Here is a 26,473-nt window from a genome sequence, read left to right as displayed (position 1 = left end):
GCCTCAGTAATGCAGAATGGCGTCGACCAGCGCAGTCACCTGACTGCTCTTTTCGCCGGCGTTGTAGGCGGGAAAATCATACGCGTGCTCGTAGCGAAGCTCCGGGCGAATCTCCAGGTCCTGCGATACCCAATGCGTTAAACCAATCGTATGGCTGGAATACCGCGTCGCGTATCCGGTGCGTTGGCCCTGCTCGTCGTTGTAGAACTCATTGCGAATCGAGATCATGTTGTGCGGATTGAGCTCGATATTGAAGTAGTTGACGATGCCGAACGCCGGGTTATGGCCGCTCGGGAAGTTCGGTGCCTGGCCCAGCGGGTAACCGGGTACGCCAGCGGGCGCGCCCTGTTGATCACGCACGTAGATGCGATAGGCCTCGGTCAGCATGTGCACGTTGTGGCTGAAACGATGGCCCCAGGTAAGCACGAACTCCTGCAGATTGTTGTAGGTCTGCTTGGATTTGTTGTACGACTCCACGCAGGGATACAGCATGTCGTTGTTGGACTTCGACACCCAACGGACACAACCTTGCACGCTCAAACGACTGGTGCTGTCCCAGAAGGCCGAATCATCACCGCCGTGCAAGCCAAGCTGCACCGTCCACTGATCGTTTAGCTTGGTTGTGGTGATGATGCCGGTATTGGTATACGCATCGACCGTGTAGAGAATGGAGTGCGTCAGAAGATAGTTCTGCGGCGAGAACTGCGCTTCGATATCCGGTATGGACAGATAACGGCCCAGGGTGACCTGCATGCCCTGCGCTACCCAGGGGATGTACAGGTCGACATACCAGATCATCGGATCGTTGCCGTACAGCTTGCCGCCCAACGGACTGTTGGAATTAGGATGATTGAGCAACTGGTCGCTGGTGACACCCTTCATGGTGGTGAAGTGGTAGTCGTAACCATACAGGTCGTCGAAATGAAAACCCCAGTCAAGATGGTCGGTCTGAACCGTGTCGGGTAAACGCTCGATACGCAACAGCGCCTGATTGAACTCGACGCGATTGGGACGCGAGGCGTAGGAAAGCGGATAGTTGGAGAAACTCGACGAGCTCAGGTTGGCTGACGGATTGATCCAGCCATAAACCTCGATACGGTTGTCCTGCATCCAGTGGCCAACGCTGGTACAGGCGAGCGCTTTCTCCAGGGGATACTGCGCGTCTGTGTCAGGCACGCCAATCGGATTATCGACGCCGCCGAGCTGCCACTCGGAGGACGGGAACGGCATCGAATCGAAGGGAGAATCCATGCCGCGACGCGCCGGCGCCGGCGCATTCGGATCGGCAGGCTGCGCGTCTTCGCGGTAAGCCGCGGCGAAACGCGAAACGAAACCCCTGGAGCAATCGTCACTGCCCGAGGCCATGGCCTTGGTGACAGGTGCGAGAGCGCAGATAGCGGCGAGGAGAGCATAACGAGTGGTACGCATGGCGTTTGACCGATCCCTCTCGGGACCCCTTTATCGGTGGAGTTAGTGGGTTGTGCCTATCAGGAGCGGGTGTTTCAGATGCCGGCGTAGCCGCCGAGCGTGTATTCGTCGTCGTTGGGTGGCGTGACCGGAACGATGCGCGGCTTGATCGTCGCGACCGGCGCGGCTGCAACGGCCGCTCCGTGTTCCGGGGCGACCACCCGGACTTCCATGTCCAGGTCGGCGTGGTCTTCGATGAAAACGGTGAGCTTCACGGAATGCATGGGGAGCCTCGGTCAGGCCAGTCCGAGCAGGACCAGCAACATGTCGATCAACTTGATGCCGATGAAGGGCACGACGATGCCGCCGAGTCCGTAGACGAGCAGGTTGCGGCGTAGCAGCGCACCGGCACCGAGCGCGCGATACGCCACGCCCTTGAGCGCGAGCGGAATGAGACAGATGATGATCAGGGCGTTGAAGATCACCGCCGACAGGATCGCGCTGCGCGGCGTGGCCAGGTGCATCACATTGAGCGCGTTGAGCGCCGGATACGTCGTGGCGAATGCCGCCGGGATGATCGCGAAGTACTTGGCGATATCGTTGGCGATGGAGAACGTAGTCAGCGCGCCGCGGGTGATCAGCATCTGCTTGCCGATGGCCACGACCTCGATCAGCTTGGTCGGATTGGAATCCAGGTCGACCATGTTGCCGGCTTCTTTCGCCGCCTGCGTGCCACTGTTCATGGCCACGGCCACGTCGGCCTGGGCCAGCGCCGGCGCATCGTTGGTGCCGTCGCCGCACATCGCCACCAGGCGGTTCTCGGCCTGCATGTCGCGGATGAGCTTGAGCTTGGCTTCCGGCGTGGCCTCGGCGAGGAAGTCGTCCACGCCGGCTTCGGCGGCGATCGCGGCCGCGGTGAGCGGGTTGTCGCCGGTGATCATGATGGTACGGATGCCCATCTTGCGCATCTCGGCGAAGCGCTCCTTGATCCCGTCCTTGACGATGTCCTTGAGTTCGACCACGCCCAGGGTCAGCGAGCCGTCGACCACGATCAGCGGCGTCGCGCCACGACGGGCAACGTCCTCGGCCATGCGACGGACCAGCGGCGGAAGGTGACTGTCCTGCGCGTCGAGATAGCGCTCGACGGCATCCATCGCGCCCTTGCGGATGTGGCGGGTGCCGACGTCCACGCCACTCATGCGCGTCTGCGCGGTGAACGGCACGAACTCGGCGCGACGGTCGTCGTGGCGGCGCTCGCTCACGCTGACGCTGATGTACCTCGCGGCCAGGGTGACGATACTGCGGCCTTCGGGCGTTTCATCGGCGCGCGAGGCGAGCTCGGCGGCTTCGGCGAGTTCGCGCTCTTCGATGCCCGGCGCCGGGTAGAAGGCTACGGCCTGGCGATTGCCCAGGGTGATCGTGCCGGTCTTGTCGAGCAGCAGCACGTCTACGTCACCGGCGGCTTCCACCGCACGGCCCGAGGTGGCGATCACGTTGGCGCGGATCATCCGGTCCATGCCGGCGATGCCGATGGCCGAGAGCAGCGCACCGATCGTCGTGGGGATCAGGCAGACCAGCAGGGCGACAAGCACGGTGAGGGTGATCGGGTTACCGCTGCCCGCGGCTTCCACGCTATAGATCGAGTACGGCAGCAGGGTGGCGCAGGCAAGCAGGAAGATCAGGGTGAACTTCGCCAGCAGGATCGTGAGCGCGATCTCGTTGGGCGTCTTGCGCCGCGAGGCGCCTTCGACCATCGCGATCATCCGGTCGAGGAAGCTCTCGCCCGGGTTGCTGGTGATACGAACGACCAGCCAGTCGGAGAGCACGCGGGTACCGCCGGTCACGGCGCTTCGATCGCCGCCGGCCTCCCGGATCACCGGTGCGGATTCGCCGGTGATCGCGCTCTCGTCCACGCTGGCGGCACCGATGACGATCTCACCATCGCCGGGCACTATATCGCCCGCTTCCACCAGCACATGGTGGCCGGTACGCAGGTCACTGGAGGGCGTGAACACGATCTGCGAATCGCGGCGCGGCACGACCAGCTTCTTGGCCAGCACATCGCGGCGCGAACCGCGCAGCGCATCGGCCTGCGCCTTCCCGCGGCCTTCGGCCAGGGCCTCGGCGAAGTTGGCGAACAACAGGGTGAACCAAAGCCACAGGCAGACCTGGAAGATGAAACCCGCCGGGGCCTCGCCGTGGCCGGTGAGCGCCTGGACCCAGAGCAGGGTGGTCAGGACGCTGCACACAAACACGACGAACATGACCGGGTTACGGAACTGCAGGCGGGGATTGAGCTTGGTGAAGGCGTCACGGAGGGCGCGGGTCACCAGCGCGCGATCGAAACCGCGCGGGGCGTGGGCGTGAGAAGTCATGGATCAGTGGCCCGTAGCGGACGTGAGGTGCTCGACGATCGGCCCGAGGGCCAGCGCCGGGAGGAAGGTAAGCGCGCCGACGACGATGACGACGCAAGCCAGCAAGGTGACGAACAGCGGCGTATGCGTCGGCAGGGTGCCGGCCGAAGGCGGTACGTGGCGTTTCGCAGCGAGCGAGCCAGACATGGCGAGCATGGCGATGGCAAGCGGGAAGCGGGCCAGGAACATGCAGATGCCAAGCAGGACGTTCCAGAACGGCGTGTTGGCGGAGAGGCCGGCGAACGCGCTGCCGTTATTATTGGCCGCCGAGGTCACCGCATAGAGCATCTCGCTGAAGCCGTGCGCACCGGGGTTGGCGATACCCGCCCTGCCCCCCGGGGCCATCACGGCGACCGCCGTACCCACGACGACGAGTGCGCAAGGAATCAGTACGGCCAGGCTGGCCATCTTCATTTCGTGCGCTTCGATCTTCTTGCCGAGGTATTCCGGGGTGCGCCCCACCATGAGCCCGGCGATAAACACCGCGACCACGGCGAAGGCAAGCATGCCGTAAAGACCGGAGCCCACGCCGCCGAAGATCACTTCACCCAGCTGCATCAGCCACATCGGCACCAGGCCGCCCAAGGGCGTGAGCGAGTCGTGCATCGCATTGACCGCGCCACACGAGGCCGCCGTGGTGATCGCCGCGAATAGCCCCGAAGAGACGATGCCAAAGCGGGTTTCCTTGCCTTCCATGTTGCCGCCACTCTGCAAGGCCGAGGCCTGTGCATCGATGGCAAGGCCATGCAGCGCCGGGTTACCCGCTTGCTCTGCGGCGACGAGGCCAACGGTGAGAGGCACGAAAATAAGCAGCATGGTCGCAAGGATCGCCCAACCCTGGCGGCGGTCACCGACCATGCTGCCAAACGTGTAGCAAAGTGCCGCAGGGATAACGAAGATCGACAACATCTCCACGAAGTTGGAGAACGGCGTGGGGTTTTCGAACGGATGCGCGGAGTTCGCATTGAAGAAGCCGCCACCGTTGGTGCCGAGCATCTTGATCGCTTCCTGCGAGGCGACCGGGCCCAACGGCAGGTTCTGCGTACCGTGCTGCAGCGTCGCCGCATCAACATAGGGCGACAGCGTCTGCACCACGCCCTGCGAGATCAGCAGCAGCGCAACGACGATAGCGAGCGGGACCAGGATATAGAGCGTGGTGCGCGTGACATCGACCCAGAAATTGCCAACCGCGCCGGCGCCCCGACGCACGAAGCCACGGACGACCGCGATCAGCACCGCGATGCCGGTGGCGGCGGAAAGGAAGTTCTGCACCGCGAGCCCTAGCATCTGGGTCAGGTAGCTCATGGTGGATTCGCCCGCGTAGCCCTGCCAGTTGGTGTTGCTGGCGAAGCTGATGGCCGTGTTCATCGCCGAATCCGGCGTGATCGCACCCAGATGCTGCGGGTTGAGCGGTAGCCATTGCTGGGTGCGCTGCAAGAGGTACACGACGGCGAGGCCGGCCACGTTGAACACGAGCATGGCCAGCGCGTAGCGCTTCCAGCCCATGTCTTCATCGCGGCGGATACCTGCCAGTCGGTAGAGCACCCGCTCCACCGGCGCACCGAAGCGGGTGACGCGATTGCCGTCGTCAGCGAAGACCAGGGCCATGTAATGACCCACGGGCTTCACCAGCGCCAGCAGCACCGCGAGGAACAAGCCAATCTGGAAGAAGTCGTTCGCGGTCATTCGAACCACTCCGGCTTCAACAAGGCCACGCAAAGGTAGCCGCACAGCAGCACCGCAATGGCGGTGGCGATGATATAGACGATGGACATGGCGGCTTCCTTAACGGCGACCCAGGCGGTCGCAGATCATCAGGAAGCCGATCGTCACCGCCGTGAGCACGACGATGAGGAGGACGTACAGGAGTTCCACGGGTGCGTTCCGTCAAGAAAGGACGGTACGTATTTTTATCCCGCGTAGATATTTACGGTGTAAGGGCCGCAGGGGACCGCGTAACGTCTGCGTAAATTTCCGGTCCTGCTGTAGGAGCGTGCTTGCACGCGATGGGGTTGCCGCGAGCACCCATCGCGCGCAAGCGCGCTCCTACAACGGCTGCGTTACTGGCCTAGCTTGTCGTGGAACAGTTCGTCGATGCGGCGGTATTCGTCGTGCCATGAATCAGGGTGGACGAAGCCGTGGCGCTCCATCGGGTACAGCGACATCCAGAAGTTCTTCTTGTGCAGCTCGATGAAGCGCTGGTACAGGCGGATCGAATCGCTGGCCAGCACGTTGTCGTCGATCAGGCCGTGCTCGATCAGCAGCGAATCCTGCAACTTGTCGGCGTACTGGATCGGCGAGCTGGTGGCATAGGCTTCCGGGTCGAGCTGCGGATCATTGAGGATCGCGGCGGTGTACTCGTGGTTGTACGAGGTCCAGTCGGTCACCGGGCGCAGCGCGGCACCGGCGGCAAATTCACCTGGTGCGCGGAGCAGGGCCATCAGGGTCATGAAGCCGCCATAGCTGCCGCCGTAGATACCCACGCGCTTCGGGTCCACACCCTGGTTCTTCACCAGCCAGGCCTTGCCATCCAGCAGGTCTTCCAGCTCCGGGTGGCCCATGTTGCGGTAGATCGCGGTGCGCCAGTCACGCCCGTAGCCCTTCGAGGCGCGGTAATCCATATCGAGCACGACGTAACCACGCTGCACCAGCAGGTTGTGGAACATCTGCTCGCGGAAGTACGACGGATACGAGAGGTGCACGTTCTGCAGGTAACCGGCGCCATGCACGAAGATCACCGCGGGACGTGACGCGGCCTGTGCCGCATCGGCCGGGCCGTAGAACTTCGCATAGATGGTGCCGGCGCCGTGGCTGGATGGCACCTGGATGATCTTCGGGGCGATCCACACGTGCGCGGCGAAGCCCGGCTTGACCGTATTCGTCAGCTCACGCGCGGCGCCGCCATCGGTGGAGATCGTCGAGAGCTGTGGCGGCACGTACGGCGCGGAGTGCAGCACGGCTAGCTGGCGACCATCCGGCGACAGCGCGAAATCATCCAGGCTTTCGTACTTCGTCACGCGGGTGAGCGGGCCGCCAGACACGGCGACCTTGTAGATGTCGTAGCTATACGGCGCCACCTGGTTGCTGCGCACATAGAACGTCTTGCCGTCGGCGCTTAGCACCGGGTGATCCACTTCGAAACGACCCGACGTCAATGCGGTCGCCTTGCCACCCAGCGCGCGGGTGTAGAGGTGCGCGTAGCCGCTCTCTTCGCTCTGGTACCACAGCGTGCGGCCATCACGCAGCCAGCCGAATTCGTTGTTGTCCCAGTTGATCCAGGCCTTGTCGCTCAGGCGGTGCTGGGTTACCAGCGCGTGCTGGTTGAAGTCGACGGTGGTGATCCAGCGATCCTTGCTGTCGACCGAAGTCAGCTGCACGGCGGCCTCGTGGCCATCGTCGCTCCACACGATACCCGGGCTGTATTCCGCGTTGACGATAACCGGGCGGGTCTTCGGCGCGGCCAGGGCATCGGCGCGGTCGTCCTTGCCGGCCTTGCGCAGGTCGGCCACGGTTTTCGCGCGGATGGCCGCGAGCGGATCATCGTGGATACCGGGCAGGGCGGCCGTATCGAGGTTGTAGACGGCGTGCGCGCGCAGGTCGAGCAGCTTCAGCGCCTGCGGGGTTGGGTCATTGCGGCCCACGTAGGAGCGGGTCGCCTCGGCTTCGGCATAGCCGGAGTCGGTGACGTAGTGGGTCAGGTCGGCGATCTTGCCGGCATCGGCGGCCTTGGCCTTGGTCACCACCAACATGTAGCGGCCATCCGGCGACAGCGAGGTATCGACGATGGACACATCCTTGCCGAGGTAGAACGCCGCCGGTGCGTGGCCTGGATCGGCGGCGGCGAGCGCGTCGGCATCGGCCTTCATCGCCTTCTCGTCGCTCTTCAGCCCGCGCAGGGTCGAGAACAACGCCTGCTGCTGGTCTTGCAGGTCCGAGGTCTTGTCCGTCTTCGGATCATCCTTGGCTTCGACCACGGCAGCCTGCCAGGCCGGGCCACCCGAGGTGGCGTAGGCGAACCAGTCGTCACCCGAGCGCCAGGTCAGCAGGCGGCCATCGGCGGAAAGGCGCAGCGAGGTCTCCGCCTCGGCCGAGCGGGTGACCTGCACGGTGGTGCCAGTGCCCAGATCACGCAGGAACACGTCGCCGTGGCGGATAAAGGCGGCGTGGCGGTGCTCACGATCGAAGACTTGCTTCGTCCCGTCGGCCGTCGTGACGGCTGCTGCATCCAGCTTCACGGCCGCACCCCCGGCGGCCGGCACCCGGTAGAGGTCGCGCACCGGGCTGCCATCGCGCTTCAGCGAGTAATAGACCTGGGTGCCATCGACGCTCCAGTACGGGTCTTCCACCGCCTGCCCGATCCAGTCCGGGTCGGCCATGATCGTTTCCATGTCCAGCGGCGGGGGCGCGGCGAAGGCCGGCGCGGCGGCCAGGGCGGTAAGGAGGGCGGTGACGAGGGTGCGCATGGGCGTTCCAGCAGCGGCAAATCCCGCGAGAATAACCGGAGCGCCACCCAACTAGCGGCAGGGGTGCCAGGCGTCATGGGTTTGCTACGCTCGGGCGATCCCGCCCACGAGGTTGTCCCATGCGCCCCTTCGTCCCCCGCTTGCTTGCCCTGAGCCTGTTCGCCGCCTGTTCGGCGAACGCCGCAACCACGCCACCACCCACGCCGAAGCATGAAGTTCAGGACACCTTGGGTGGCCAGCCGCGGCCGGACGCCTACCGCTGGCTCGAGAACCCGGAGGGCCAGGGCGTCGCGCAGTGGGTCGAAGCGCAGAACGCCTTCACGGAAGCCACCATCGGCAAGATGCCGCTGGGCAAGGAACTGACCGCGCGGATCCGTGAACTGGCGATCACCTCGACCACGCGCTCGTCGCCCGTGCTCGCCGGCGGCACGCTGTTCTACTTCGAAAACACCCCGCCGCAGCCGCAGCCGGTGCTTGTCGCGAAGGCGTGGCCGGACGGCCCGGTGCGCACGCTGGTCGATCTGAACAAGGGCGAAGGCAACACCGCGATCACCGAGTACTGGCCCTCGCCGAGCGGCCGCTACCTGGCCTATGGCACTGCCGAGGGCGGCAGCGAGCTGACCACGATCCATATCCTCGATACGCAGACCGGCAAGCCACTCTCTGACAGCCTGGCCTGGGCGGGCGGCGGCACGACCCCGCAGGCGCTGGCCTGGGATGCGGACGAGAAGGGCGTGATCTACGCGCGCTTCGATGCGCCGACCAAGGACAAGCCGTTGCGTGAGTTCGACGCGTACCTCGCGCACCACGTGATCGGCCAGGCCCAGGACAAGGATACGGTGGTATTCGGCAAGGGCTACTCGCCTATCGCCGAGTACATCCTGCTCGAAGGGGAAGGCGGCAAGGCTACCGCGCTTCTCGCGAACGAAGGCGACGGCGGCCCGGCCGAGGTGTTCATGCGTGAAGGCAACGGCGCCTTCAAGAAGGCGCTTGGTCACGACGCCGACGTGCGCTCCGCACATTGGGTGGGCGATCGTCTCTACGTCGTAACGTTCGCCGGCGCACCGCGCGGCAAGGTGATCGCGCTCGATGCCACGGGTAAGGCGTCGGACGTGCTGCCGCAGGGCGAAGGCGCTATCCAGCGCGTCACCCCGATTGGCACCGGTTTCCTGGTCGTGCGCAGCGCCGGTCCGGACTGGTGGGCTGACCAGTACGACGCCAAGGCCACGTTCGTGCGCCGCCTGCCGCTGCCGGCGACTGGCATCACCATCGGCGGTATCGCCGCGGAGAAAGGCCAGGACAAGGCGTTGATCACCTACGGCGGCTGGACCCAGCCGACCCGCTGGGCGGAATACGATGGCGCCAGCGGCACGTTGAAGACCGTGTTCGAGGTGAAGCCAGCGGCCGACTACTCGAAGGTGCGCGTAACCCGTGTCGAAGGCACGTCGAAGGACGGCACGAAGATCCCGGTCACCGTGATCTCGATGGACGGCATCACCCCGAACGGCAAGCGCCCGACCATCCTGTACAGCTACGGTGGCTTCGACATCCCGGTCACCCCTTCCTTCATCGGCCCGAACCTGGCGTGGCTGGAGCGCGGCGGTGTGCTCGCCTACGCCAACATCCGCGGCGGCAACGAGTTTGGTGAGCAGTGGCACGAGCAGGGCCAGGGCACGCGCAAGCAGAACGTGTTCGATGATTTCTACGCGGCCTCGCAGGCGCTGCTGGATACGAAGTGGACCGATACGAAGCACCTCGGCATCCTCGGTGGCAGCAACGGCGGCCTGCTGATGGGTGCGTCGCTCACCCAGCACCCGGAGCAGTTCCGCGCTGTGGTCGCCATGGTCGGCATCTACGATATCGCCCGCCACGAAACCGCGTTTGCCAATGGTCCTTACAACAAGAGCGAGTACGGCTCGGTCAAGGATCCGGCCATCGCCAAGGCCATGCGCGCCTACGGCCCGCTGTACAACGTGAAGAAGGGCACGGCTTACCCTTCGGTGCTGCTCACCACCGGCGCCAACGATCCGCGCGTCGCCCCGTGGCAGTCGCGCAAGTTCGCGGCCAGCCTGCAGGACGCCTCCAGCTCGGGTAACCCGGTGCTGCTGCTTACCCGCATGAACGCCGGCCACGGCATCGGCGCACCCTTCAGCCAGCGCGTCGGCAATGCGGCACTGTCGATGACGTTCTTTGCGAACGAGCTGGGCCTCGGCGAGTAACAAAATCGGTCATTTTTCTCACCCACGGAACGGCCGCTCCGCCTTATAGTGGCGGGGCGGCCATGGGGAGCCGCGCTCTACAAGGAAGCGTTCGTGATCCTGCCGGACCTGTTTACCCTGCCCGCCTTCGTGGCCTACCTCGGCCTGGGCATCCTGTATTTCATCGCGTTCATCGTCACTTACATCTGGATCACGCCGCAGCGTGAGATGGCCTTGATCAGCGATGGCAACCTCGCGGCGGCGATCAGCCTGAGCGGTGCCGCCATTGGCTTTGTGCTTCCGCTGGCGAGTGCGATCGCGCATAGCGTCAACCTGCTCGACCTCGCGTTGTGGGGCGGTGTCGCGTGGGTGGTGCAGTTGCTGACCCACCTGGTGCTGCGCCTGGTTGTGCGCGACCTGCGCGGCAAGATCGAAGCGAACCTGTGTTCCGTCGCGTTGTTCGTGGCCATGGTCGCTACCTGCGTCGGCGCACTCAACGCCGCCGCCATGACCTACTGAGGCGGCGGGCATGGCGAACAAGGACAAGAAGTCCCTCGGCGGCAAGCCCGATGCGAAATTCAATCTGCCGCCGAACTACAGGCACCCTTCGTTTTACCCCGTAGGGAAGGCCGAGCCGTTATTCCATATCGGCGAACGCGGCAAGCGCATGCGTTCGGCCGCGGTGGTGGTCGGGATCATGGGGTTGTTCGGCTACGCCGCATGGCCGCGCACGGATGTGCAGCGCAATAGCTATGCGAACAAGGAAGACTGCGAGCAGGATTACGTGACCGGGCAGTGTTCGTATGAGCAGTCGACCGGAGGCGGCCATTACGGCGGGGGCGGTTACCACTACTACGGCCCCTGGTATCGCAGCGACTGGCGGACGAACACGGTAGCCAGCGATCCCGGCCCGGGTCGCTCGTATGCACGCTCCGCTGCGAGCGGCGCCAGCGGCTTCTCCAGTCACGGCCCCAACGGCTTCGACTTCGGATCGCGTGGTGGTTTCGGTTCCAGTAGTCGAGTGGGTGCGAGAGGTGGCTGATGCGCCGTGAGTCCATCACGCCTCGTCCAAACTGGCAGGCCGACGTCGAAGCGATTGGCTTCGGTTTCCACACGATCGATGGCCAGCCGTACTGGCGCGAAGACGCGTGCTACGTGTTCGAAGCCGATGCCATCGATGAGGTCGAAGCCGCGACCGGCGAACTGCATGCGATGTGCCTGGAAGCGGTGGACCGCATCGTCTGCGATGGGCGTTACGACGCGCTCGGTATCAGTGAAGATGCTGCACGCCTCGCCGAACGCAGCTGGTTCGATCGCGAACCTTCGCTCTACGGCCGCATGGATCTGTCGTGGGACGGCGTCTCACCACCGAAGCTGCTTGAGTACAACGCGGATACACCCACCTCGCTGTTCGAAGCCTCGGTGGTGCAGTGGTATTGGCTTGAAGCCTGCTATCCCGAGGCCGACCAGTTCAACTCGATCCACGAGAAGCTGATCGAATGCTGGCCGCAGGTCGGCGGCGGCAACCGCGTGCATTTCGCGGCGTGCTACGACAATCCCGAGGACGGCACCACGACCGATTACTTGCTGGATACCTGCATGCAAGCCGGCCACGACGTGCAGGCACTCGACATCGAAGAGATCGGCTGGAACGGCCGCGCTTTCATCGACCTGGCCGACCGGCCGATCGATAGGCTGTTCAAGCTGTACCCGTGGGAATGGATGCTCGATGAAGCGTTCTCACAACACATCGCCACCTCACGTACCCGTTTCATCGAACCGGCGTGGAAGATGCTGCTTTCGAACAAGGCGATCCTGCCGTTGCTTTGGGATTGGTTTCCGAATCACCCGAACCTGCTTCCCGCGAGCCTTCATCGCAAGGACATCGCCGGCCCCGTCGTCGCGAAACCGTTCTGGGGCCGCGAAGGCGAGGGTATCGCGATCCTCGATGCACACCAGGGCGCGGTCGTCGCGCCCCATCGCATTTACCAGGCTCTCGCACCGCTGCCCGTGTTTGCGGGTCGCCACGCCCTGGTCGGGTCGTGGATCATCGGCGACCAACCCGCTGGCATCGGCATCCGCGAAGACAACGACCGGATCACCCGGAACACCAGTTGCTTCGTGCCACACCTGTTTCGCTAGCGCGCGTGGCCGGGCTGTTAGGATTCAACGGATTCCTTCAGCCGGACCGATCCCTATGCCTTTGCCCACCGTCGAACACGAAACCCGCCCGTCGCCCACGTGGTCGGTGATCTGGCTGCACGGCCTGGGTGCCGATGGCAACGACTTCGCGCCGATCGTGCCGGAGCTGGTCGATCCCTCATGGCCTGCGATCCGCTTTGTCTTCCCGCACGCGCCGGTGCGCCCGGTCACGATCAACAACAGCGTGCCGATGCGGGCGTGGTACGACATCAAGGGCCTGGCGCTCGCCGACAAGCAGGATGCGGAAGGCATCCGCCTGTCCATCGGCGAAGTGGAACAGCTGATCGCGCAGGAGGAAGCTCGCGGCGTGCCGGCCAGACGGATCATCCTTGCCGGGTTCTCGCAGGGTGGCGCCATGACCCTCGCCGCCGGGCTGCGTCATAAGGAAGCGCTGGCCGGCCTGCTGGTGCTCTCGGCCTATCTGCCCATGCACGAGACGATCGAAGCCGAACGCAGCGGTGCCAACCACGCCACGCCGATGTTCTGGGGCCACGGCGTGGCCGATCCGGTGGTGCCGCTCGCCCTCGGTGAGCAATCGCGCCAGCTGCTCGAAAGCCTCGGCCACCGCATCGAGTGGCATACCTACCCGATGGGCCACCAGGTGAGCCTGCCGGAGATCAACGATATCCGTAGCTGGATGAGCGGGATCTTCGCCGACGCGTGACGCTACGCGCGGCGTCCGCCATGGGCATCCGGCATACTCGCCGCATGCCCATGGTGCCTACCGATCTGCCTGCTTCGCCTCGCGCGTCTGCCCCGCTGCCGGACTTCTGCAGCCTGCCGACGCTGTTCGCGTTGCTGGTCGTAGGCACGATCACTTCCTGCCTGATGTGGCTGGCACCGGGCGGCGAGCTCCAGCTCCGTTCGTTATCGGTCGGCGTGCTGTATACAACGTGGCTTTCCGTGCTGCTCACCGTCGTGCTGTGCAAGGCACGCCCACTCATGCAACGCCTGCCCGGCATGCTGCCGTATGCGTGCGTCTGGCTGGTGCTCATGGCGATGGTCGGTGTCACCAGCCTGGCCATCGCCTGGATCGACCATAACCTCGGCTCCGGACTGACCCCGGTTTCCACCGCGCGCTTCGTGCGCGATACCTTGCTGGCCACCGGCCTGCTCGGCGCCGCCTTGCTGCGCTACTTCTATGTCGTGGCGCAGTGGCAGTTCCGTGTCGAAGCGGCCGCGCAGGCGCAGGTCGCGGCGTTGCAGGCGCGGATCCGCCCGCATTTCCTTTTCAACAGCATGAATGCGGTCGCTGCGTTGATCCCGGTCGATCCGGACGCCGCCGAACGCACGGTGGAGAACCTGGCCGAGCTGTTCCGCGCCGCGCTGGGCAGCGAGGGCAGCGCGCAGGGCACGCTGGGCGAAGAGTGGCGGCTGGTCGATCACTACCTGGATATCGAGACCCTGCGCCTCGGCGATCGCCTGCGCGTGGAACGCGATATCGACGTGCCCGAGGCGCTGCCGATGCCGCGCCTGCTGTTGCAGCCGCTGGTCGAGAACGCCATCCGCCATGGTATCCAGCCGTCGCGCCAGGGTGGCGTGTTGCGCCTGGGCGGCCGGCAGGATATGGGCGGGGTGACGCTTACCGTGGACAACCCGCTTTCCGATGGGCCTTCGATACCGGGCACCGGCCACGGCCTGCGCAGCGTGCGCGAGCGCGTGCGCCTGCACTTCGGCGAGCGTGCATCGGTGAAGGCCGAAGCGCGTGATGGCCGTTTCATAGTCACCTTGTTCCTGCCGGAGGTAGCGCGTGCGCGTCCTGGTCGCCGATGACGAACCGCTGGCTCGTGCTCGCATGGCCACCTTGCTGGCCCGGCGTGGCGATGTCGAGCTGATCGGCAGCGTGGCCGATGGCGAGGCCGCGCTGGCCGCATGCGCCAGCGACCGGCCGGACGTGCTGCTACTCGACGTCGAGATGCCCGGTCTCTCCGGCACCGCGGTCGCGGCGAAGCTGGCCAGCCTGCCGGTGCGTCCGCTGGTGGTGTTCTGCACTGCCTACGAACAGCACGCGCTCAGTGCGTTCGACCTGGGCGCGACCGACTACCTGCTGAAGCCGGTGCGCGCCGAGCGCCTGGACGAGGCGCTGGACCGCGCGGCGGCCCGGCTGGTCGCGGCGCCGCCCGTACGCGGCACCTGGCTGCGCGCGCGCAGTGGCGGCGATGAGGTGCGCATTCCACTTGCCGATGTCCTGCTGCTCACCGCGGGCGAGAAGTACGTGACCGTGGAACACACGGGGGGCTCGCGCCTCATCGATGATTCGCTGCGCCAGCTCGAGGTCGCCCTGGGCGAGCGGGTGATCCGCCTACACCGCAATTGCCTGGTACCGCGCGACCGGCTGGTCGGGCTGCGAACCCTGGCCGATGGCCGCGTGCTGGCGCGGCTGGCCGGTACCGAGAGCGCCCCTGAGGTGAGCCGGCGCAACCTGGCCGCCATCCGCCAGCTGCTTCGCGCCGAATCCTGAGCGCTTGCGGCCTCAGGCCGCGATGCGCTCGGCTAGTGTTTTACGGGACAATCCGGGTATTGCCCTACGTGCCCCCGGACGCCCCATGACTGCACCGCTTCGCATCGCCACCCGCAAGAGCGCGCTCGCCCTCTGGCAGGCCGAACACGTCGCCGCCTTGTTGCGCCAGGCGCACCCCGGCCTGGTCGTGGAGCTGGTCCCGCTTTCCACCCGTGGCGACGAAGTGCTCGATCGCTCGCTGGCGACGATTGGCGGCAAGGGGCTGTTCCTCAAGGAACTGGAAATCGCGATGGAGGAAGGCCGCGCCGACATCGCGGTGCATTCGCTGAAGGATGTGCCGGCGGTGCTGGAGCCCGGCTTCGCGCTTTCCGCGATCCTGCCGCGTGCTGACGCCGCCGATGGCTTTATCAGCAACGATTACGCGACGATCGCCGACCTGCCGAATGGCGCCCGCGTAGGCACGTCATCACTGCGCCGGCAGGCCCAGTTGCGGGCGCTGCGCCCGGACCTGCAATTGCTCGACCTGCGCGGCAACGTGAATACGCGTCTGGCAAAGCTGGATGATGGTCACTACGAAGCCATCGTGCTGGCTTGTGCCGGCGTGGACCGCCTGGGCCTGGGTGGTCGCGTACGCAGCCGCCTGGCCGGCCCGGACTGGCTGCCTGCCCCTGGGCAGGGTGCGATTGCGGTAGAGATTCGCGATGGTGATACGCGCGTGGCTGAACTGCTCGCCCCGCTCGACGACGCCGACACGCGCCTGGCGATCGATGCCGAGCGGGCATTGAACGAACGATTGGGCGGTAGCTGCGCGGTGGCGATTGGCGCGATGTGCGTCGTCGCCGAGTTCGGGCTGACCTTGCATGGCCTGGTTGGGGATGCGCATACCGGTGAGCTGATTCGCGCGCAGGCGGATATGCGGGCGGACAAGCCGGTGGAGCTGGGTCACACCGTGGCGGCGATGCTGCTTGAGCAGGGGGCCGACGAATTGCTCAAGCCGCAGCGCTAGAACCGATCGCGCGCAAGCGCGCTCCTACAGGGGTGGGGGCGCGTCGCGCGGCGATGGCGCATGTCACGCGGGCGCCCCTACAACGCAGCGGTTGTAGGAGCGCGCTTGCACGCGATTCGAACGTGGCGGCGTAGCTTCAACCCTTAGAAGTTGTAAACCAGGTTGGTAGTCATCAGCTTGTCGGTGCTCACGGTACCCGGCTGCACATCGCTGTTGTAGCGGATCTGGTAGCCGAGCTTCAGCGCCATCTTCTTGGTCATGCTGACTGAGAGGCCGATATCGTTCTGGTAGTACTGGTTCTTCGAACCCGCTTCGACCAGGAACGTATCTTCCAGCGCGGTGTTATCGGTAAGGCGGTACTTGCCGTTGACCAGGCCACGGCCGACCACTTCGCTTTCGGCATTGGGCTTGGTCACCACCTGGACGACCGTGCCATCCGGCTGGGTCACGTCTTCGGTGGTGGTGGCGGGCTGGTAGCGCTTGAAACCGGGACCGATTTCGAAGGACAGCTCGGCACGCTCGTTCTTCAGCGCGATATAACCGTAGCCGACCGAGATGATGCCCTGCCAGAGGTTGGCGCCGAAGTCGTCATGCTCGTAACGCGCCGCGGTCACGACGTAGCTGCGCGGATCGAACTTGTAGCCGACCGACGCGCCGCTGTCGTAACGGTTGGCGGTGGTGCTGAAGCGCTCAATGTCGTTGCCGTTGGCGTCCGTTACCGTCACGTCGCCCTTCGAGCGCAGGCCGTTGAGGTAGAAGCTGTTCTTCCACACCTCGTTTTCCTGCGAGAGGCCGAGCTTGGCGTTGGCGTTCTCCGTGCGCGAGTTACCGCGCGACGAAGCGAAACCGAATTCACCCGAACCGGTCCAGCCGCCATTCTTGGAAGCGTCGGAGCTCGGCGCAGGGCCGGCGTTGGGATTGTCAGTGGCGAAGGCGTCCTGGGCCTGCGCGGCAAAAGGCAGCGCGGCAAGGACAAGCGAGGCGAGGAGGATCTTTTTCATCGTCTACCCGGGATGTGGAAGGAAATGTATTGGGTGGGCCGTGGGGACGGCCCGTGGCGCACCCACGCGCCGGGGACTGCTAGCTCAGTGCCCACCGAACTGCGCCCAGGCGCGTCCGTAGAGCCTTTGTTCCAGACATTGACCGATAACGCAGCTTAACGCGGCCAGACCGGCGGCTACCGCCACCAGCGGTCCCGTAGGGTGTGAGACCAGCAGGATGCAGGGCAGGCCCACCGATAACACGGCGATGCCGAAGCACCAGGCGAGCAGCGTACCGGCACCGCGCTCCGGGGCGAAGAACGCACCAGCGCCGCGCTCTTCGGCCAGTTGGCGCAGGGCCCGCCAGCGCATGCCTTCGATCACGCCGAGGACCAGCCCGAAGGCTAACATACTGAGCCGCCATGGGTTTAGCGGCCCGACCACCGTCTCACTCTGTAGTGCGACGCACAGCCAGAACCATAGCCCACCGGCGAATACCGCCGATACCGCGCGCCCCAGCGGCTGCGCGTTGGCCATCGAGGCCAATGGCGCCGGCATATCGCGCGCCACGCCCCGCGCTGTATAGATCAACGTCGCCAGGCTGCAGATCATCAGGGCCGCGCCCGCCAGTCGCGTGGCCCAGAAATCATTTTCCCCCCGCGCCAGCCCGCCCAGTGCCAGCATCGGCAGGTAGTTCGCCATGGCCACCATGCCTTCCGTGGTGGGCAACATGCGCCTGAACGGGTCCCAGCCATGCCACTCACGGGCAAAGCGCAGGCGAAGGCAGGTCGCGACCAGGCCCAGGCTTACCAGCACCAGCCCGAACGAGAGGGGTACCAGCACGTCACCCCGGCCATCCGGATAGGAGCCCAGGGCCACGGCGGTGCCCAGCACCATCCATAGGCCATACCCAGCCGCGGTCGCGGTCTGGATGACCACGGCAGGAAGGGAGAACAGGCGTTGGGCGCGCGAACCACCATCCGGCTGGCCTTTGGGGTCCAGCACGACGGCGGGTGCGTCGTCGGGTTGCGCCATGGTCGGGGGCTTCGGCGATGGCAAAGAGCCATTTTTGCGCCGATTCGCCCCGGGCGCAAACCTTGCAGACCCGGCCCACCCCACCTGGCCGTCAGGCGTAGTGCGACAACCCTTGCGGACGGCCCCGCCCAACGCCATGCTTGTTGTGCGTAGATACGGGCGTCACGCCCGCGCGGACACACTTTGCACAGCTCCACCTGCCGGCGAGACCCATGGACCGCTACGAGCGCATTCTCACCCTGCACCGACTGCTGAAGTCCGCGCATTATCCGGTCCCGCTTTCGCGGCTCATGGATGAGCTGGAATGCTCGCGCGCCACCCTTTACCGCGACGTCGCCTTCCTCCGCGATGCCCTGGGCGCCCCGGTGCAGAGCGTGGCCGGCGACCAGGCCTCCTTCCGCTATGAAGCGGCCGAGGCCGATAGCTTCGAGCTCCCCGGTCTTTGGCTGACCAGCGACGAGCTGGCCGCCCTCATGGCGCTCAACGAACTCATCGGTCGTTCCGACCCCGGTGTCCTCGCTGGCGCCCTGGCGCCATTCAAGGCGCGGATCGAGCGCCTGCTTTCAGACCATGGGAGCGGCAAGGCGTTGCCGGTGGACCGGATCCGGGTCATCTCCTGGGGTGCGCGCAAGCTCGACCAGCAAGTGTTCCGCATCGTGGCCGGCGCCGTGCTCGAGCGCCGCCAGGTGACCTTTCGCTACCGCGCACGCACCACCAACTCAGACACCCGCCGCACGGTATCGCCGCAGCGCCTTACCCACTACCGCGATAACTGGTACCTGGATGTGTGGGACCACGATCGCGAAGCCCTTCGTAGCTTCGCCGTCGATCGCATTGCTGACCCGCAAGCGCAGGATGCGCGGGCGAAGGATGTCGAGGACACCGAACTCAACGAGCTGCTCGCCTCCAGCTACGGCATCTTCGCCGGCAAGCCGAAGGCGTGGGCAATCATTCGTTTCTCCTCGCACGCCGCCCGCTGGGTCGCGGACGAGCACTGGCACTCGCAGCAGAAGGGCGACTGGCTGCCGGATGGCCGCTATGAGCTGAAGGTCCCGTATTCCAATTCGCGCGAGCTGTTGATGGACGTGCTCAAGTACGGCCCGGATGCGGAGATCGTGGGGCCGCTGCCGCTGCGCGAAGAGATGAAGATCCTGCTGCAACTGGCGCTCTCCGGCTACCAGAACGGCAACGGTAACCACCACTGATCCTGCGCAAGGCTCCATGACCGACCTCGATATCGCTGACCCCGGCGCGTTGCCCGCCACGATCGGACAACCTCGTAAACCCCGCGTGGCACTCGCCCTGGGCGCCGGTGCCGCGAAGGGGCTGGCCCACATCGGCGCCATCGAGGCGCTGGAAGATCGCGGTTTCGAGATCGTCGCGGTGGCCGGCACCTCCATGGGTGCGCTGATCGGTGGCGTCTATGCGATGGGCAAACTCGATGTGTACCGCGACTGGGTGTCGACGCTTGCGCGTTTCGACGTGCTGCGCCTGGTCGACTGGAGTTTTTCCGGTGGCGGCTTCATCAAGGGCGACCGGATCATGGCGGCGCTGCGCGAGCTGATCGGTGAGGTGAATATCGAGGAGTTGCCGATCGCGTACACCGCGGTGGCCACCGATATCGATCGGGAGCGTGAGGTGTGGCTTACGCGGGGTCCGCTGTTCGACGCGATCCGCGCTTCTATCGCGATCCCGACCTTGTTTCGCCCGTACGCACATGCGGGCCGCCGCCTTGTGGATGGCGCGCTGTTGAATCCGCTGCCGGTGCTGCCACTGATGCGCGAAGACGTCGACTACGTGGTGGCGGTGAGCGTGGATGGCGCCGCGGAATTGCAGAAGGCGCCGGAGAAGGATGTCACTGCCGTACCGGATGAAGGCTACGCGGCGAAGCTGGGCCGGTTGCTTGGCAAGGTGATGCCGGGTTCGGCGGAATCGAAGCTGCGCCGCGATCCCGGCGCGTTCGAGCTGATGACCCAGGCGATGGACCTGATGCAGGCGAACCTGTCGCGCCTGCGCATCGCGGCGTATCCGCCCGACCTGTTGATCGAGCTGCCACGGAATGTGTCGGCGGTGTATGAGTTCTATCGCGCCCGCGAGCTTATCGAACTGGGACGCGAGCGGACGCATGCGAAGCTCGATACGTGGGTGCCTCGTGAGTTAACCCCGCGCTGAGGGATCGCGCGCAAGCGCACTCCTACAAGAATCTTCGCAGGTCTCATGTAGGAGCGCGCTTGCGCGCGATGCTCTCCGATCAGATTTCTTCGGTCTTGGTGACCTTGGCGCGGCGCATGAGCCAGGCCACGCCGCGCAGGTCGGCCAGGCCGACCCACAGGCGATCGAGCATGCCGTATTTCGAGGTGCCCGCCGTGCGTGGGCGGTGGCCCACCGGCACGCTCTGGCTGGTGTAGCCCGCGCGTTTGACCAACGCCGGCAGGTAGCGATGCATGTGGTCGAAGTAGGGCAGGCGCAGGAACGTCTCGCGTTCAAACAACTTGAGGCCGCAGCCGGTATCCGGCGTGCTGTCCTGGAGCATGCGCGAACGCACGGCGTTGGCGACCTTCGACGAGATGCGCTTATTGAAGCTATCGCGGCGTGTGACGCGCCAGCCAGCGAACAGCTTGAGATCGGCTGCGGCGCCTGCGCGGGCGTCCAGCAGCTTCGGGATATCCGCCGGGTCGTTCTGGCCGTCGCCATCGAGCGTCGCGATCCACGGTGCGCGCGCGGCGCGCACGCCGTTCCACACCGCCGTACTCTGCCCGCTGCGGCTTACGTGGTGGATGATCCGCAGTTCCGGGTAATCCTTCTGCGCCGCCTTCAGCACGGCCACGCTGTCATCGGAGCTGTCGTCGTCGACGTAGATGATCTCGAAGTCGATCCGCCCACGCAGGGCCGCGGCGATCTCGGCGAGGAGGGGTGGGATATTGTCGCGCTCGTTGAAGACAGGCACGACCACGGCGAGGTCGGTCATCGTGGTTCCGGGACAGGTAGCGGGAGTCGGGCGGCATTATCGCCCATGCCGCGTTGCAAAAGGCCGCACCCGCGGCATCCGTTCAGTTCCGTGGGCGCGCGGTCCTACAGGGAGACGGTGAGGTTGGAGCCGTCGATGGCGGCGCGCCAGCCGCGTTCGGCGGTATCCATGGCTTTGTGGCTTGGGCCCTGGGCGAGCAGCAGCAGGGTGCCGCCGCGCAGCTGCACTTCGCGGCCATCCCAGCCATCGCGGTGGAAGGTGCCTGGTTTGCCGTCCATCTTGCCCGGCATGTAGAGCGCCACCACGGGCTCGTCGTCCATGCGGGTCACGGCATGCACCACGGGGTACTGGCCCACCACGCAATCGTGCACGTAGGTCACCATGGCTGGCGCCGGTCCCTTGAGCTGCGTTGCGCGACCGATAAAGCCCGCCGCCACGTCATCGTCGGTCATCGGACGGGTCAGGGCCAGGGCATCCATCTCGCCAGGCATGTGCGCCACGGCCATGGCTTCGAGCGAATGCTGGTCGGTATAGCGCCAGAGCATGCCGACACCGGCGAAGGCGATCAGTACCGAGGCGGCCATAGCCATCCAGGCACGCCGACGGCCGATCTGCGTGCGGCGTTCACCGGTGGCCTGGGCCAGCAGGATGCGATCGGCAAGGCCATCCGGCACCGGGATCGCCATGCCGGCTTCAAGGTCATCCTCGAAGCGCTGTGCACGCTGCCAGAATGCGGCGCAGCCGTCGCGGCAGCTATCACGGTGAGCGAGCAGTTCGGGATCGCGCGAGCGCGGTTCAGCGCCGACCCGGCGGCGAAAGTCGAGGCAGTTCATGTCCGGCTCCCTTCGGCCGCGGCGCGGCCACCGAGCAGGCGTTTCAGCTGCTGGCGGGCACGGAACAACTGGGTCATGACCGCGCCGGGCTTCTGCCCGGTGCTGGCGGCGATCTCGTCGGCGCTCATGCCGGCGAGAACCTGCATCGCCAACGGCTCACGGTATTTGTCGGGCAAACGGCCGATCGCGTCGCGCACCTGCGCGGCATCGCTGCTGCGCTCGGGGCTGGCGAAGGCCGCATCTTCGGCGATGTTGTCATCCAGTTCGACGACTTCCAGCCGCTTGCGCTCATACAGCCGGGCATGTTCCCGGCGCAGGATGGTGAATAGCCACGACTTGGTGGACTCGGCGTCACGCAGGGCGTCGAGGTTCTTCCACGCACGAAGGAAGGTCTCCTGGACCAGGTCCTGGGCCACGCTCTCGGAGCGCGTCAGCCACCAGGCAAACCGGTAAAGGTCGGCCGAGAGGGCGCGCACCATGGCTTCGTACTGGCGCTGCTTCGGGTTCACATCCTCATGGACCGGGGGCTTAGGCATTTCCTTACACCAGCCCGGGGTCAGCGGATCTTGCTGAGGATGCCGTCCAGCTCGTCATTGCTGTGATAGTGGATGACGAGCTTGCCTTTGCCACCACGGCCCTGCGCCACTTCGACACGGGTGGCGAAGCGTTCGGCCAGCTCGCGCTCCAGGTTGGCGACGTTCGGATCCATGGGGCCGGCCGATTTGGCTTTGCCCTTGGGTTCCAGCTGGGCCTTGCGCGCGGCCTCTTCCAGTTCGCGCACCGTCCAGCCGTTGCGCGCGGCTTCGCGCGCCAGTGTCTCGGCGATAGTCGAAGGCAGGGTCAGCAGGGCGCGGGCGTGACCCATCTCGAGCTTGCTCTCGTCCAGCAACTGCTTGATGGAGGCCGGCAGCTCGTTGAGGCGTAGCAGGTTGGATACCGACGCGCGCGAACGGCCGACCGCATCGGCGGCTTGCTGGTGAGTGAGGTCGAATTCATCGACCAGGCGCTGGAGTGCCTGGGCTTCCTCAAGCGGGGTGAGCTCCTGGCGCTGGATGTTCTCGATGAGGGCCATGGCGAGCACGGACTGCTCGGGCACATCCTTCACCAACGCGGGAATCTCGCTCATCTGCGCGCGCTGGGCAGCGCGCCAGCGGCGTTCGCCGGCGATGAGTTCGTAGCTGTTCTTGCCGATGGAACGGACCACCACGGGCTGGATCAGGCCCTGGGCCTTGATCGACGCAGCGAGCTCATCGAGCGCCTCGTCGTTCCAGTGGCGGCGCGGCTGGTACTTGCCGGCCTGGATATGGTGGATGGGCAGCGTGCGCAGCTCGCCTTCCTGCTCGATCACCGACGGCGCGGCTTCGGGGCCGGCACCGCCGCCCAGCAGGGCATCCAGGCCACGGCCGAGTCCACGTTTCTTCGCTGCTGCCATGGGGGCTCCTTAAGGCGTGGTCGGGGTGGCGTCTGCGGCGGTCTCGCCAGCATCGGCGCCACCGGCAGAGGCGCCCGCCAGGTTGCGCTCGCGGCGGATCATTTCGCCAGCGAGGCCGATATAGGCGATGGCGCCGCGCGAGCCGCGGTCGTAAAGGTGGATCGGCTGGCCGTGGCTGGGCGCCTCGGCAAGGCGCACGTTGCGCGGGATGATCGAGCGCAGGACCTTGTCGCCGAAATGCGTGGTGAGCTGGGCCGAGACCTCGTTTCCGAGGTTGTTGCGCACGTCGTACATGGTGCGCAGCAGGCCTTCCACTTCCAGCGCCGGGTTCAGGCGCTGGCGCACGGCCGAAATCGTATCGAGCAGGCTGGAAAGCCCTTCGAGCGCGAAATATTCGCACTGCACGGGGATCAACACCCCATCGGCCGCGGTGAGTGCGTTGAGCGTCAGCAGGTGCAGCGACGGCGGGCAATCAATGAGGATGGTGTCGTAACGGTCGGCGATCTTCGCGAGCTGCTCTTTCAGGCGCTGCTCGCGGGCCATGCCGTCCATGAGCTTGAGCTCGGCGGCGGTCAGGTCACCATTGCCCGGCAGCAGGTCGTAGCCCGCCTCGGTGCGGACCAGCACATCGGCGATCCCGACCTCCCCCAGCAGCACTTCGCAGCCGTTCGGCTTAGCCTCGTGCTTATCCACACCCGACGCCATGGTGGCGTTGCCCTGGGGATCGAAGTCGACAAGCAGCACCTTGCGCTTCGCGGCGGCCAGGGCCGCGGCGAGGTTCACGGAAGTGGTGGTCTTGCCGACGCCGCCCTTCTGGTTGGCGACTGCGATAATGCGGGCCATGGAAAGTCGCTAGCTACCGTGCACGGAAGGGGCGCTAGCGTAGCATCTAGCGCCCAAAGCCTGCAGACCACCCCACCACCGCTGGCTCGCCTGCGGTCCTTTGTAGGAGCGCGCTCGCGCGCGATCGGACCTGCGCCGCCGCTCAATCCCGCCGAATCACCACCAGATGCCGCTCCCCCTCAACCCCAGGGACCGACAAGGTGTGGATCTTCTCCACCGAGAACCCTGCCGGCACCCCAGCCAGCTCATCCTCCGGATGCTTCCCTTTCATCGCCAGCCACGTCCCGCCCGGCGCGAGCAGATGCCCACCCCAGCCCAGCATATCCGCCAATGAGGCAAAGGCACGCGCGGTGATGCATTCAAAGGTCCCTTCGACCTCCTCCACGCGGCTCTGCAACGCCTTGGCATTACCTAGCTTCAGCGAACGGATGGCCTCGCGCAGAAAGCGCACTTTCTTCCCGTTCGAATCCACCATCAGCACTTCGCGGGCCGGTTCGGCCAGCGCCAACGGAATGCCAGGCAACCCCGGGCCGGTGCCCAGGTCCGCCAGCGAACGGCCGTGCACATAGGGAAGGATGGCCAGCGAATCGAGCAGGTGCAGGTTCACCTGGGCGCGGTCCTCGCGGATCGCGGTCAGGTTGTAAGCCGAATTCCAGCGCTCGAGCAGCTCACGGTAGTCGAGCAAACGCTCAACGGCGCCCTCAGGCAAGGACACGTCCAGCTTGGCAATGCCGCGCTCGAGCAGGGATTTGAGGTCGTCGCGTGCGGTCATTGCGTTGGGAATCGTCGTGAAAGTGGGAATTATCGCCGTAAGCACTGGCCTGCACCACGGTTCGCGCCCAGAGAACCGGCACATAAAAAAAGGCGACGTTTCCGTCGCCTCTTAAACGCACACACGCTTTCTCTTCTTATGCGGCGTCGAGCTCAACGCGGGTGATCAGCATGCCGCGCGAACGCAGCGAGCCGTTCACGGCGTGCTTGAGCTGGGTACCTACCATGCGGCGGTCCGCGGCGTGTGCCGTCGAGGCATCACGCAGCGCGGCCACGACGTTGCTGCGAATGAGTTCCGGGGCTTCTTCGATCACCGGATCGGCCGCTTCCGGCTCCAGCACCTGCCAGTAGACGGTGCCACCCTCGAAATGCAGCACCTGGCCGCCGAGGTCGATCTTGTGGGTGATGCGATCGAGCAACGGCAGCATCACGTGGGTGCCGGCCGGCAGGAGAGCGGGGGTACGACCGAAGCGGCGCACGCTGTAGACCTGGTTTTCCGGCACGCGTTTGAACGAGGCGACCGCGAGGACGCTGGCGACAAGGACGGTGCTGAGGAGGGCGATGGTCAACATGGCTGTTACTTCAGATAGTTACGCTTTGTTCCTGTCTCGTGGTGCAACGAGATGACGCACCACGCTGATCGGTCGAGGGGTTAACTCTAATCTAACGAGTGGGGTTAACGCTAGTTTTACCAAACCCCCATATTCAGTTAGCGGTTGGGTTGGTCAAAACTTGAGCACTGGGGCGAAGAGGGGTCGCGCGCAAGCGCGCTCCTACACGTGCCGCGGCGTAGTGCCGGGGTGAGCCGGTCAGAAGAGGGCATGGGGGGATCCGGGAAAGGCGGCCGGTGGGATATGGCGTGGGTCGGGTTTGACCCGCTGCGTGTAAATGATAACAATTATCAATCACTCACGATCGGCCGCGCCCATGAACGTCCTTGGCTGCCTGGTGGCGTTCGTCGCCATGGCGCTTGCCTACCTCTCTTCCCGTAACCAGCGCGTGCTGGCGCGGCCTTTGGGCCGTGGCGGCAAGGTGGCGGCGAGCGTCCTCTCGGCGTTGGCGCTGGCTTGCTGGGTGGTCGGCGAAACGACCCTTCCGGGAATTTTCTCAACGCTGACCGCGCTGATGCTCGGTGCCGTGGTATTCCCCTACGTGGTCTGGCTGCTCAAGCCGATTGCCTACAAGAAGGCACGTTGATGCTCGCCAAGACCTTCGCCGGGATCCTGCTGGGCTTGCCGCTGTGCATGGCCATCGTCGGGCTAGCGGCGTACCTGTGGCCCGGCCCGACCGAATCGGTACTCATCCCCTGGTTCGTGGCGTTTTTCCCGTTGTGGACGGTGGTCATCGCGGCGACCTATATGTTCCGCACCGGGGTCCGTGCCTGGGCCTGGCTGGCCATCGCCAACGTGGGCGCGTTCGCCGCGCTGTTCCTCGCCAAGCACACCCTGCCCGGTATCTGA

Annotated in this window: 27 protein-coding genes; 12 read left to right on the top strand and 15 right to left on the bottom strand. The window is 65.4% G+C overall.

What is annotated here, in order from left to right:
- Positions 1 to 3 precede the first annotated feature (3 nt).
- The 6 genes from VGN46_RS05085 to VGN46_RS05060 all read right to left on the bottom strand — a co-directional run bounded on the left by VGN46_RS05085 (position 4) and on the right by VGN46_RS05060 (position 8,284).
- Entirely contained in the window at positions 4 to 1,428 is a 1,425-nt protein-coding gene (locus VGN46_RS05085; RefSeq protein WP_331641308.1) for an outer membrane beta-barrel protein, read from the bottom strand.
- Positions 1,429 to 1,502: 74 nt separating this feature from the next.
- The gene (locus tag VGN46_RS05080; protein WP_107913593.1) at positions 1,503 to 1,691 is read right to left on the bottom strand and encodes a hypothetical protein; all 189 of its coding nucleotides are present in this window, start codon (positions 1,689 to 1,691) and stop codon (positions 1,503 to 1,505) included.
- Between the two features lie 12 nt (positions 1,692 to 1,703).
- Positions 1,704 to 3,782 (bottom strand): potassium-transporting ATPase subunit KdpB, encoded by a 2,079-nt coding sequence (kdpB, locus tag VGN46_RS05075; RefSeq protein ID WP_331641304.1) that lies wholly within the window; start codon positions 3,780 to 3,782, stop codon positions 1,704 to 1,706.
- A 3-nt stretch (positions 3,783 to 3,785) separates the two neighbouring features.
- On the bottom strand, positions 3,786 to 5,507 hold the full coding sequence (gene kdpA, locus VGN46_RS05070) for a potassium-transporting ATPase subunit KdpA (RefSeq protein ID WP_331641301.1): 1,722 nt from the start codon (positions 5,505 to 5,507) through the stop codon (positions 3,786 to 3,788).
- On the bottom strand, positions 5,504 to 5,596 hold the full coding sequence (gene kdpF / locus VGN46_RS05065) for a K(+)-transporting ATPase subunit F (RefSeq protein WP_331641299.1): 93 nt from the start codon (positions 5,594 to 5,596) through the stop codon (positions 5,504 to 5,506). Before kdpF ends, kdpA begins: the two co-directional genes overlap by 4 nt.
- A gap of 285 nt (positions 5,597 to 5,881) precedes the next feature.
- Complete coding sequence (locus VGN46_RS05060; protein ID WP_331641297.1) at positions 5,882 to 8,284, bottom strand: S9 family peptidase; 2,403 nt, start codon at positions 8,282 to 8,284, stop codon at positions 5,882 to 5,884.
- Positions 8,285 to 8,403: 119 nt separating this feature from the next.
- Here VGN46_RS05060 and VGN46_RS05055 point away from each other — a divergent pair, with 119 nt between their 5' ends.
- The 8 genes from VGN46_RS05055 to hemC all read left to right on the top strand — a co-directional run bounded on the left by VGN46_RS05055 (position 8,404) and on the right by hemC (position 16,151).
- Entirely contained in the window at positions 8,404 to 10,503 is a 2,100-nt protein-coding gene (locus VGN46_RS05055) for a prolyl oligopeptidase family serine peptidase (RefSeq protein WP_331641295.1), read from the top strand.
- A gap of 93 nt (positions 10,504 to 10,596) precedes the next feature.
- Entirely contained in the window at positions 10,597 to 11,001 is a 405-nt protein-coding gene (locus tag VGN46_RS05050; RefSeq protein ID WP_331641293.1) for a DUF350 domain-containing protein, read from the top strand.
- Between the two features lie 10 nt (positions 11,002 to 11,011).
- The gene (locus VGN46_RS05045) at positions 11,012 to 11,524 is read left to right on the top strand and encodes a hypothetical protein (protein ID WP_331641291.1); all 513 of its coding nucleotides are present in this window, start codon (positions 11,012 to 11,014) and stop codon (positions 11,522 to 11,524) included.
- Entirely contained in the window at positions 11,524 to 12,624 is a 1,101-nt protein-coding gene (locus VGN46_RS05040; protein ID WP_331641290.1) for a glutathionylspermidine synthase family protein, read from the top strand. The genes VGN46_RS05045 and VGN46_RS05040 overlap by 1 nt, the downstream gene beginning before the upstream one ends.
- 55 nt (positions 12,625 to 12,679) lie before the next feature.
- Positions 12,680 to 13,348, top strand: coding sequence for an alpha/beta hydrolase (locus tag VGN46_RS05035; RefSeq protein ID WP_331641288.1), 669 nt, complete (start codon positions 12,680 to 12,682; stop codon positions 13,346 to 13,348).
- Entirely contained in the window at positions 13,345 to 14,457 is a 1,113-nt protein-coding gene (locus VGN46_RS05030) for a sensor histidine kinase (protein WP_331641286.1), read from the top strand. The genes VGN46_RS05035 and VGN46_RS05030 overlap by 4 nt, the downstream gene beginning before the upstream one ends.
- Positions 14,435 to 15,145, top strand: coding sequence for a LytTR family DNA-binding domain-containing protein (locus VGN46_RS05025; RefSeq protein ID WP_331641283.1), 711 nt, complete (start codon positions 14,435 to 14,437; stop codon positions 15,143 to 15,145). The genes VGN46_RS05030 and VGN46_RS05025 overlap by 23 nt, the downstream gene beginning before the upstream one ends.
- 85 nt (positions 15,146 to 15,230) lie before the next feature.
- Entirely contained in the window at positions 15,231 to 16,151 is a 921-nt protein-coding gene (hemC, locus tag VGN46_RS05020; protein WP_331641280.1) for a hydroxymethylbilane synthase, read from the top strand.
- Between the two features lie 143 nt (positions 16,152 to 16,294).
- Here hemC and VGN46_RS05015 read toward each other — a convergent pair whose 3' ends face one another.
- A complete protein-coding gene (locus tag VGN46_RS05015) occupies positions 16,295 to 17,152 on the bottom strand; it encodes a DUF481 domain-containing protein (protein ID WP_331641277.1) in 858 nt (285 codons plus the stop codon).
- A gap of 84 nt (positions 17,153 to 17,236) precedes the next feature.
- Positions 17,237 to 18,166, bottom strand: a complete 930-nt coding sequence (locus VGN46_RS05010; protein ID WP_331641275.1) for a hypothetical protein — start codon at positions 18,164 to 18,166, stop codon at positions 17,237 to 17,239.
- A gap of 212 nt (positions 18,167 to 18,378) precedes the next feature.
- Here VGN46_RS05010 and VGN46_RS05005 point away from each other — a divergent pair, with 212 nt between their 5' ends.
- Positions 18,379 to 19,371 carry a YafY family protein gene (locus VGN46_RS05005; RefSeq protein WP_331641273.1) on the top strand — a complete coding sequence of 331 codons (993 nt, stop codon included), beginning with the start codon at positions 18,379 to 18,381 and terminating at the stop codon, positions 19,369 to 19,371.
- A 16-nt stretch (positions 19,372 to 19,387) separates the two neighbouring features.
- Positions 19,388 to 20,338: a patatin-like phospholipase family protein gene (locus VGN46_RS05000; RefSeq protein ID WP_331641271.1), complete on the top strand. Its 951-nt coding sequence runs from the start codon at positions 19,388 to 19,390 to the stop codon at positions 20,336 to 20,338.
- Positions 20,339 to 20,417: 79 nt separating this feature from the next.
- On the opposite strand, the gene VGN46_RS04995 is transcribed toward VGN46_RS05000, so the two are convergent.
- From VGN46_RS04995 to VGN46_RS04965, 7 genes are all read right to left on the bottom strand, one after another.
- The gene (locus VGN46_RS04995) at positions 20,418 to 21,134 is read right to left on the bottom strand and encodes a glycosyltransferase (protein WP_331641269.1); all 717 of its coding nucleotides are present in this window, start codon (positions 21,132 to 21,134) and stop codon (positions 20,418 to 20,420) included.
- A 104-nt stretch (positions 21,135 to 21,238) separates the two neighbouring features.
- Complete coding sequence (locus VGN46_RS04990) at positions 21,239 to 21,967, bottom strand: DUF3379 family protein (protein WP_331641267.1); 729 nt, start codon at positions 21,965 to 21,967, stop codon at positions 21,239 to 21,241.
- On the bottom strand, positions 21,964 to 22,503 hold the full coding sequence (locus VGN46_RS04985) for a sigma-70 family RNA polymerase sigma factor (RefSeq protein WP_331641264.1): 540 nt from the start codon (positions 22,501 to 22,503) through the stop codon (positions 21,964 to 21,966). Before VGN46_RS04985 ends, VGN46_RS04990 begins: the two co-directional genes overlap by 4 nt.
- A gap of 20 nt (positions 22,504 to 22,523) precedes the next feature.
- A complete protein-coding gene (locus VGN46_RS04980; protein WP_331641262.1) occupies positions 22,524 to 23,399 on the bottom strand; it encodes a ParB/RepB/Spo0J family partition protein in 876 nt (291 codons plus the stop codon).
- Between the two features lie 9 nt (positions 23,400 to 23,408).
- Entirely contained in the window at positions 23,409 to 24,242 is an 834-nt protein-coding gene (locus tag VGN46_RS04975; protein ID WP_331641260.1) for a ParA family protein, read from the bottom strand.
- 142 nt (positions 24,243 to 24,384) lie between these two features.
- Positions 24,385 to 25,014: a 16S rRNA (guanine(527)-N(7))-methyltransferase RsmG gene (rsmG, locus tag VGN46_RS04970; protein ID WP_331641258.1), complete on the bottom strand. Its 630-nt coding sequence runs from the start codon at positions 25,012 to 25,014 to the stop codon at positions 24,385 to 24,387.
- A 136-nt stretch (positions 25,015 to 25,150) separates the two neighbouring features.
- Positions 25,151 to 25,585, bottom strand: a complete 435-nt coding sequence (locus VGN46_RS04965; RefSeq protein WP_331641256.1) for a hypothetical protein — start codon at positions 25,583 to 25,585, stop codon at positions 25,151 to 25,153.
- Between the two features lie 355 nt (positions 25,586 to 25,940).
- Here VGN46_RS04965 and VGN46_RS04960 point away from each other — a divergent pair, with 355 nt between their 5' ends.
- Positions 25,941 to 26,210 (top strand): hypothetical protein, encoded by a 270-nt coding sequence (locus VGN46_RS04960; protein WP_331641254.1) that lies wholly within the window; start codon positions 25,941 to 25,943, stop codon positions 26,208 to 26,210.
- Positions 26,210 to 26,473 (top strand): hypothetical protein, encoded by a 264-nt coding sequence (locus VGN46_RS04955; RefSeq protein ID WP_331641252.1) that lies wholly within the window; start codon positions 26,210 to 26,212, stop codon positions 26,471 to 26,473. Before VGN46_RS04960 ends, VGN46_RS04955 begins: the two co-directional genes overlap by 1 nt.

It is taken from the genome of Luteibacter sp., assembly GCF_036500425.1.
Lineage (GTDB): Bacteria > Pseudomonadota > Gammaproteobacteria > Xanthomonadales > Rhodanobacteraceae > Luteibacter.
The sequence above is the reverse complement of the archived record's forward strand: the minus strand, read 5'-3'. Positions and strand labels throughout refer to the sequence as shown.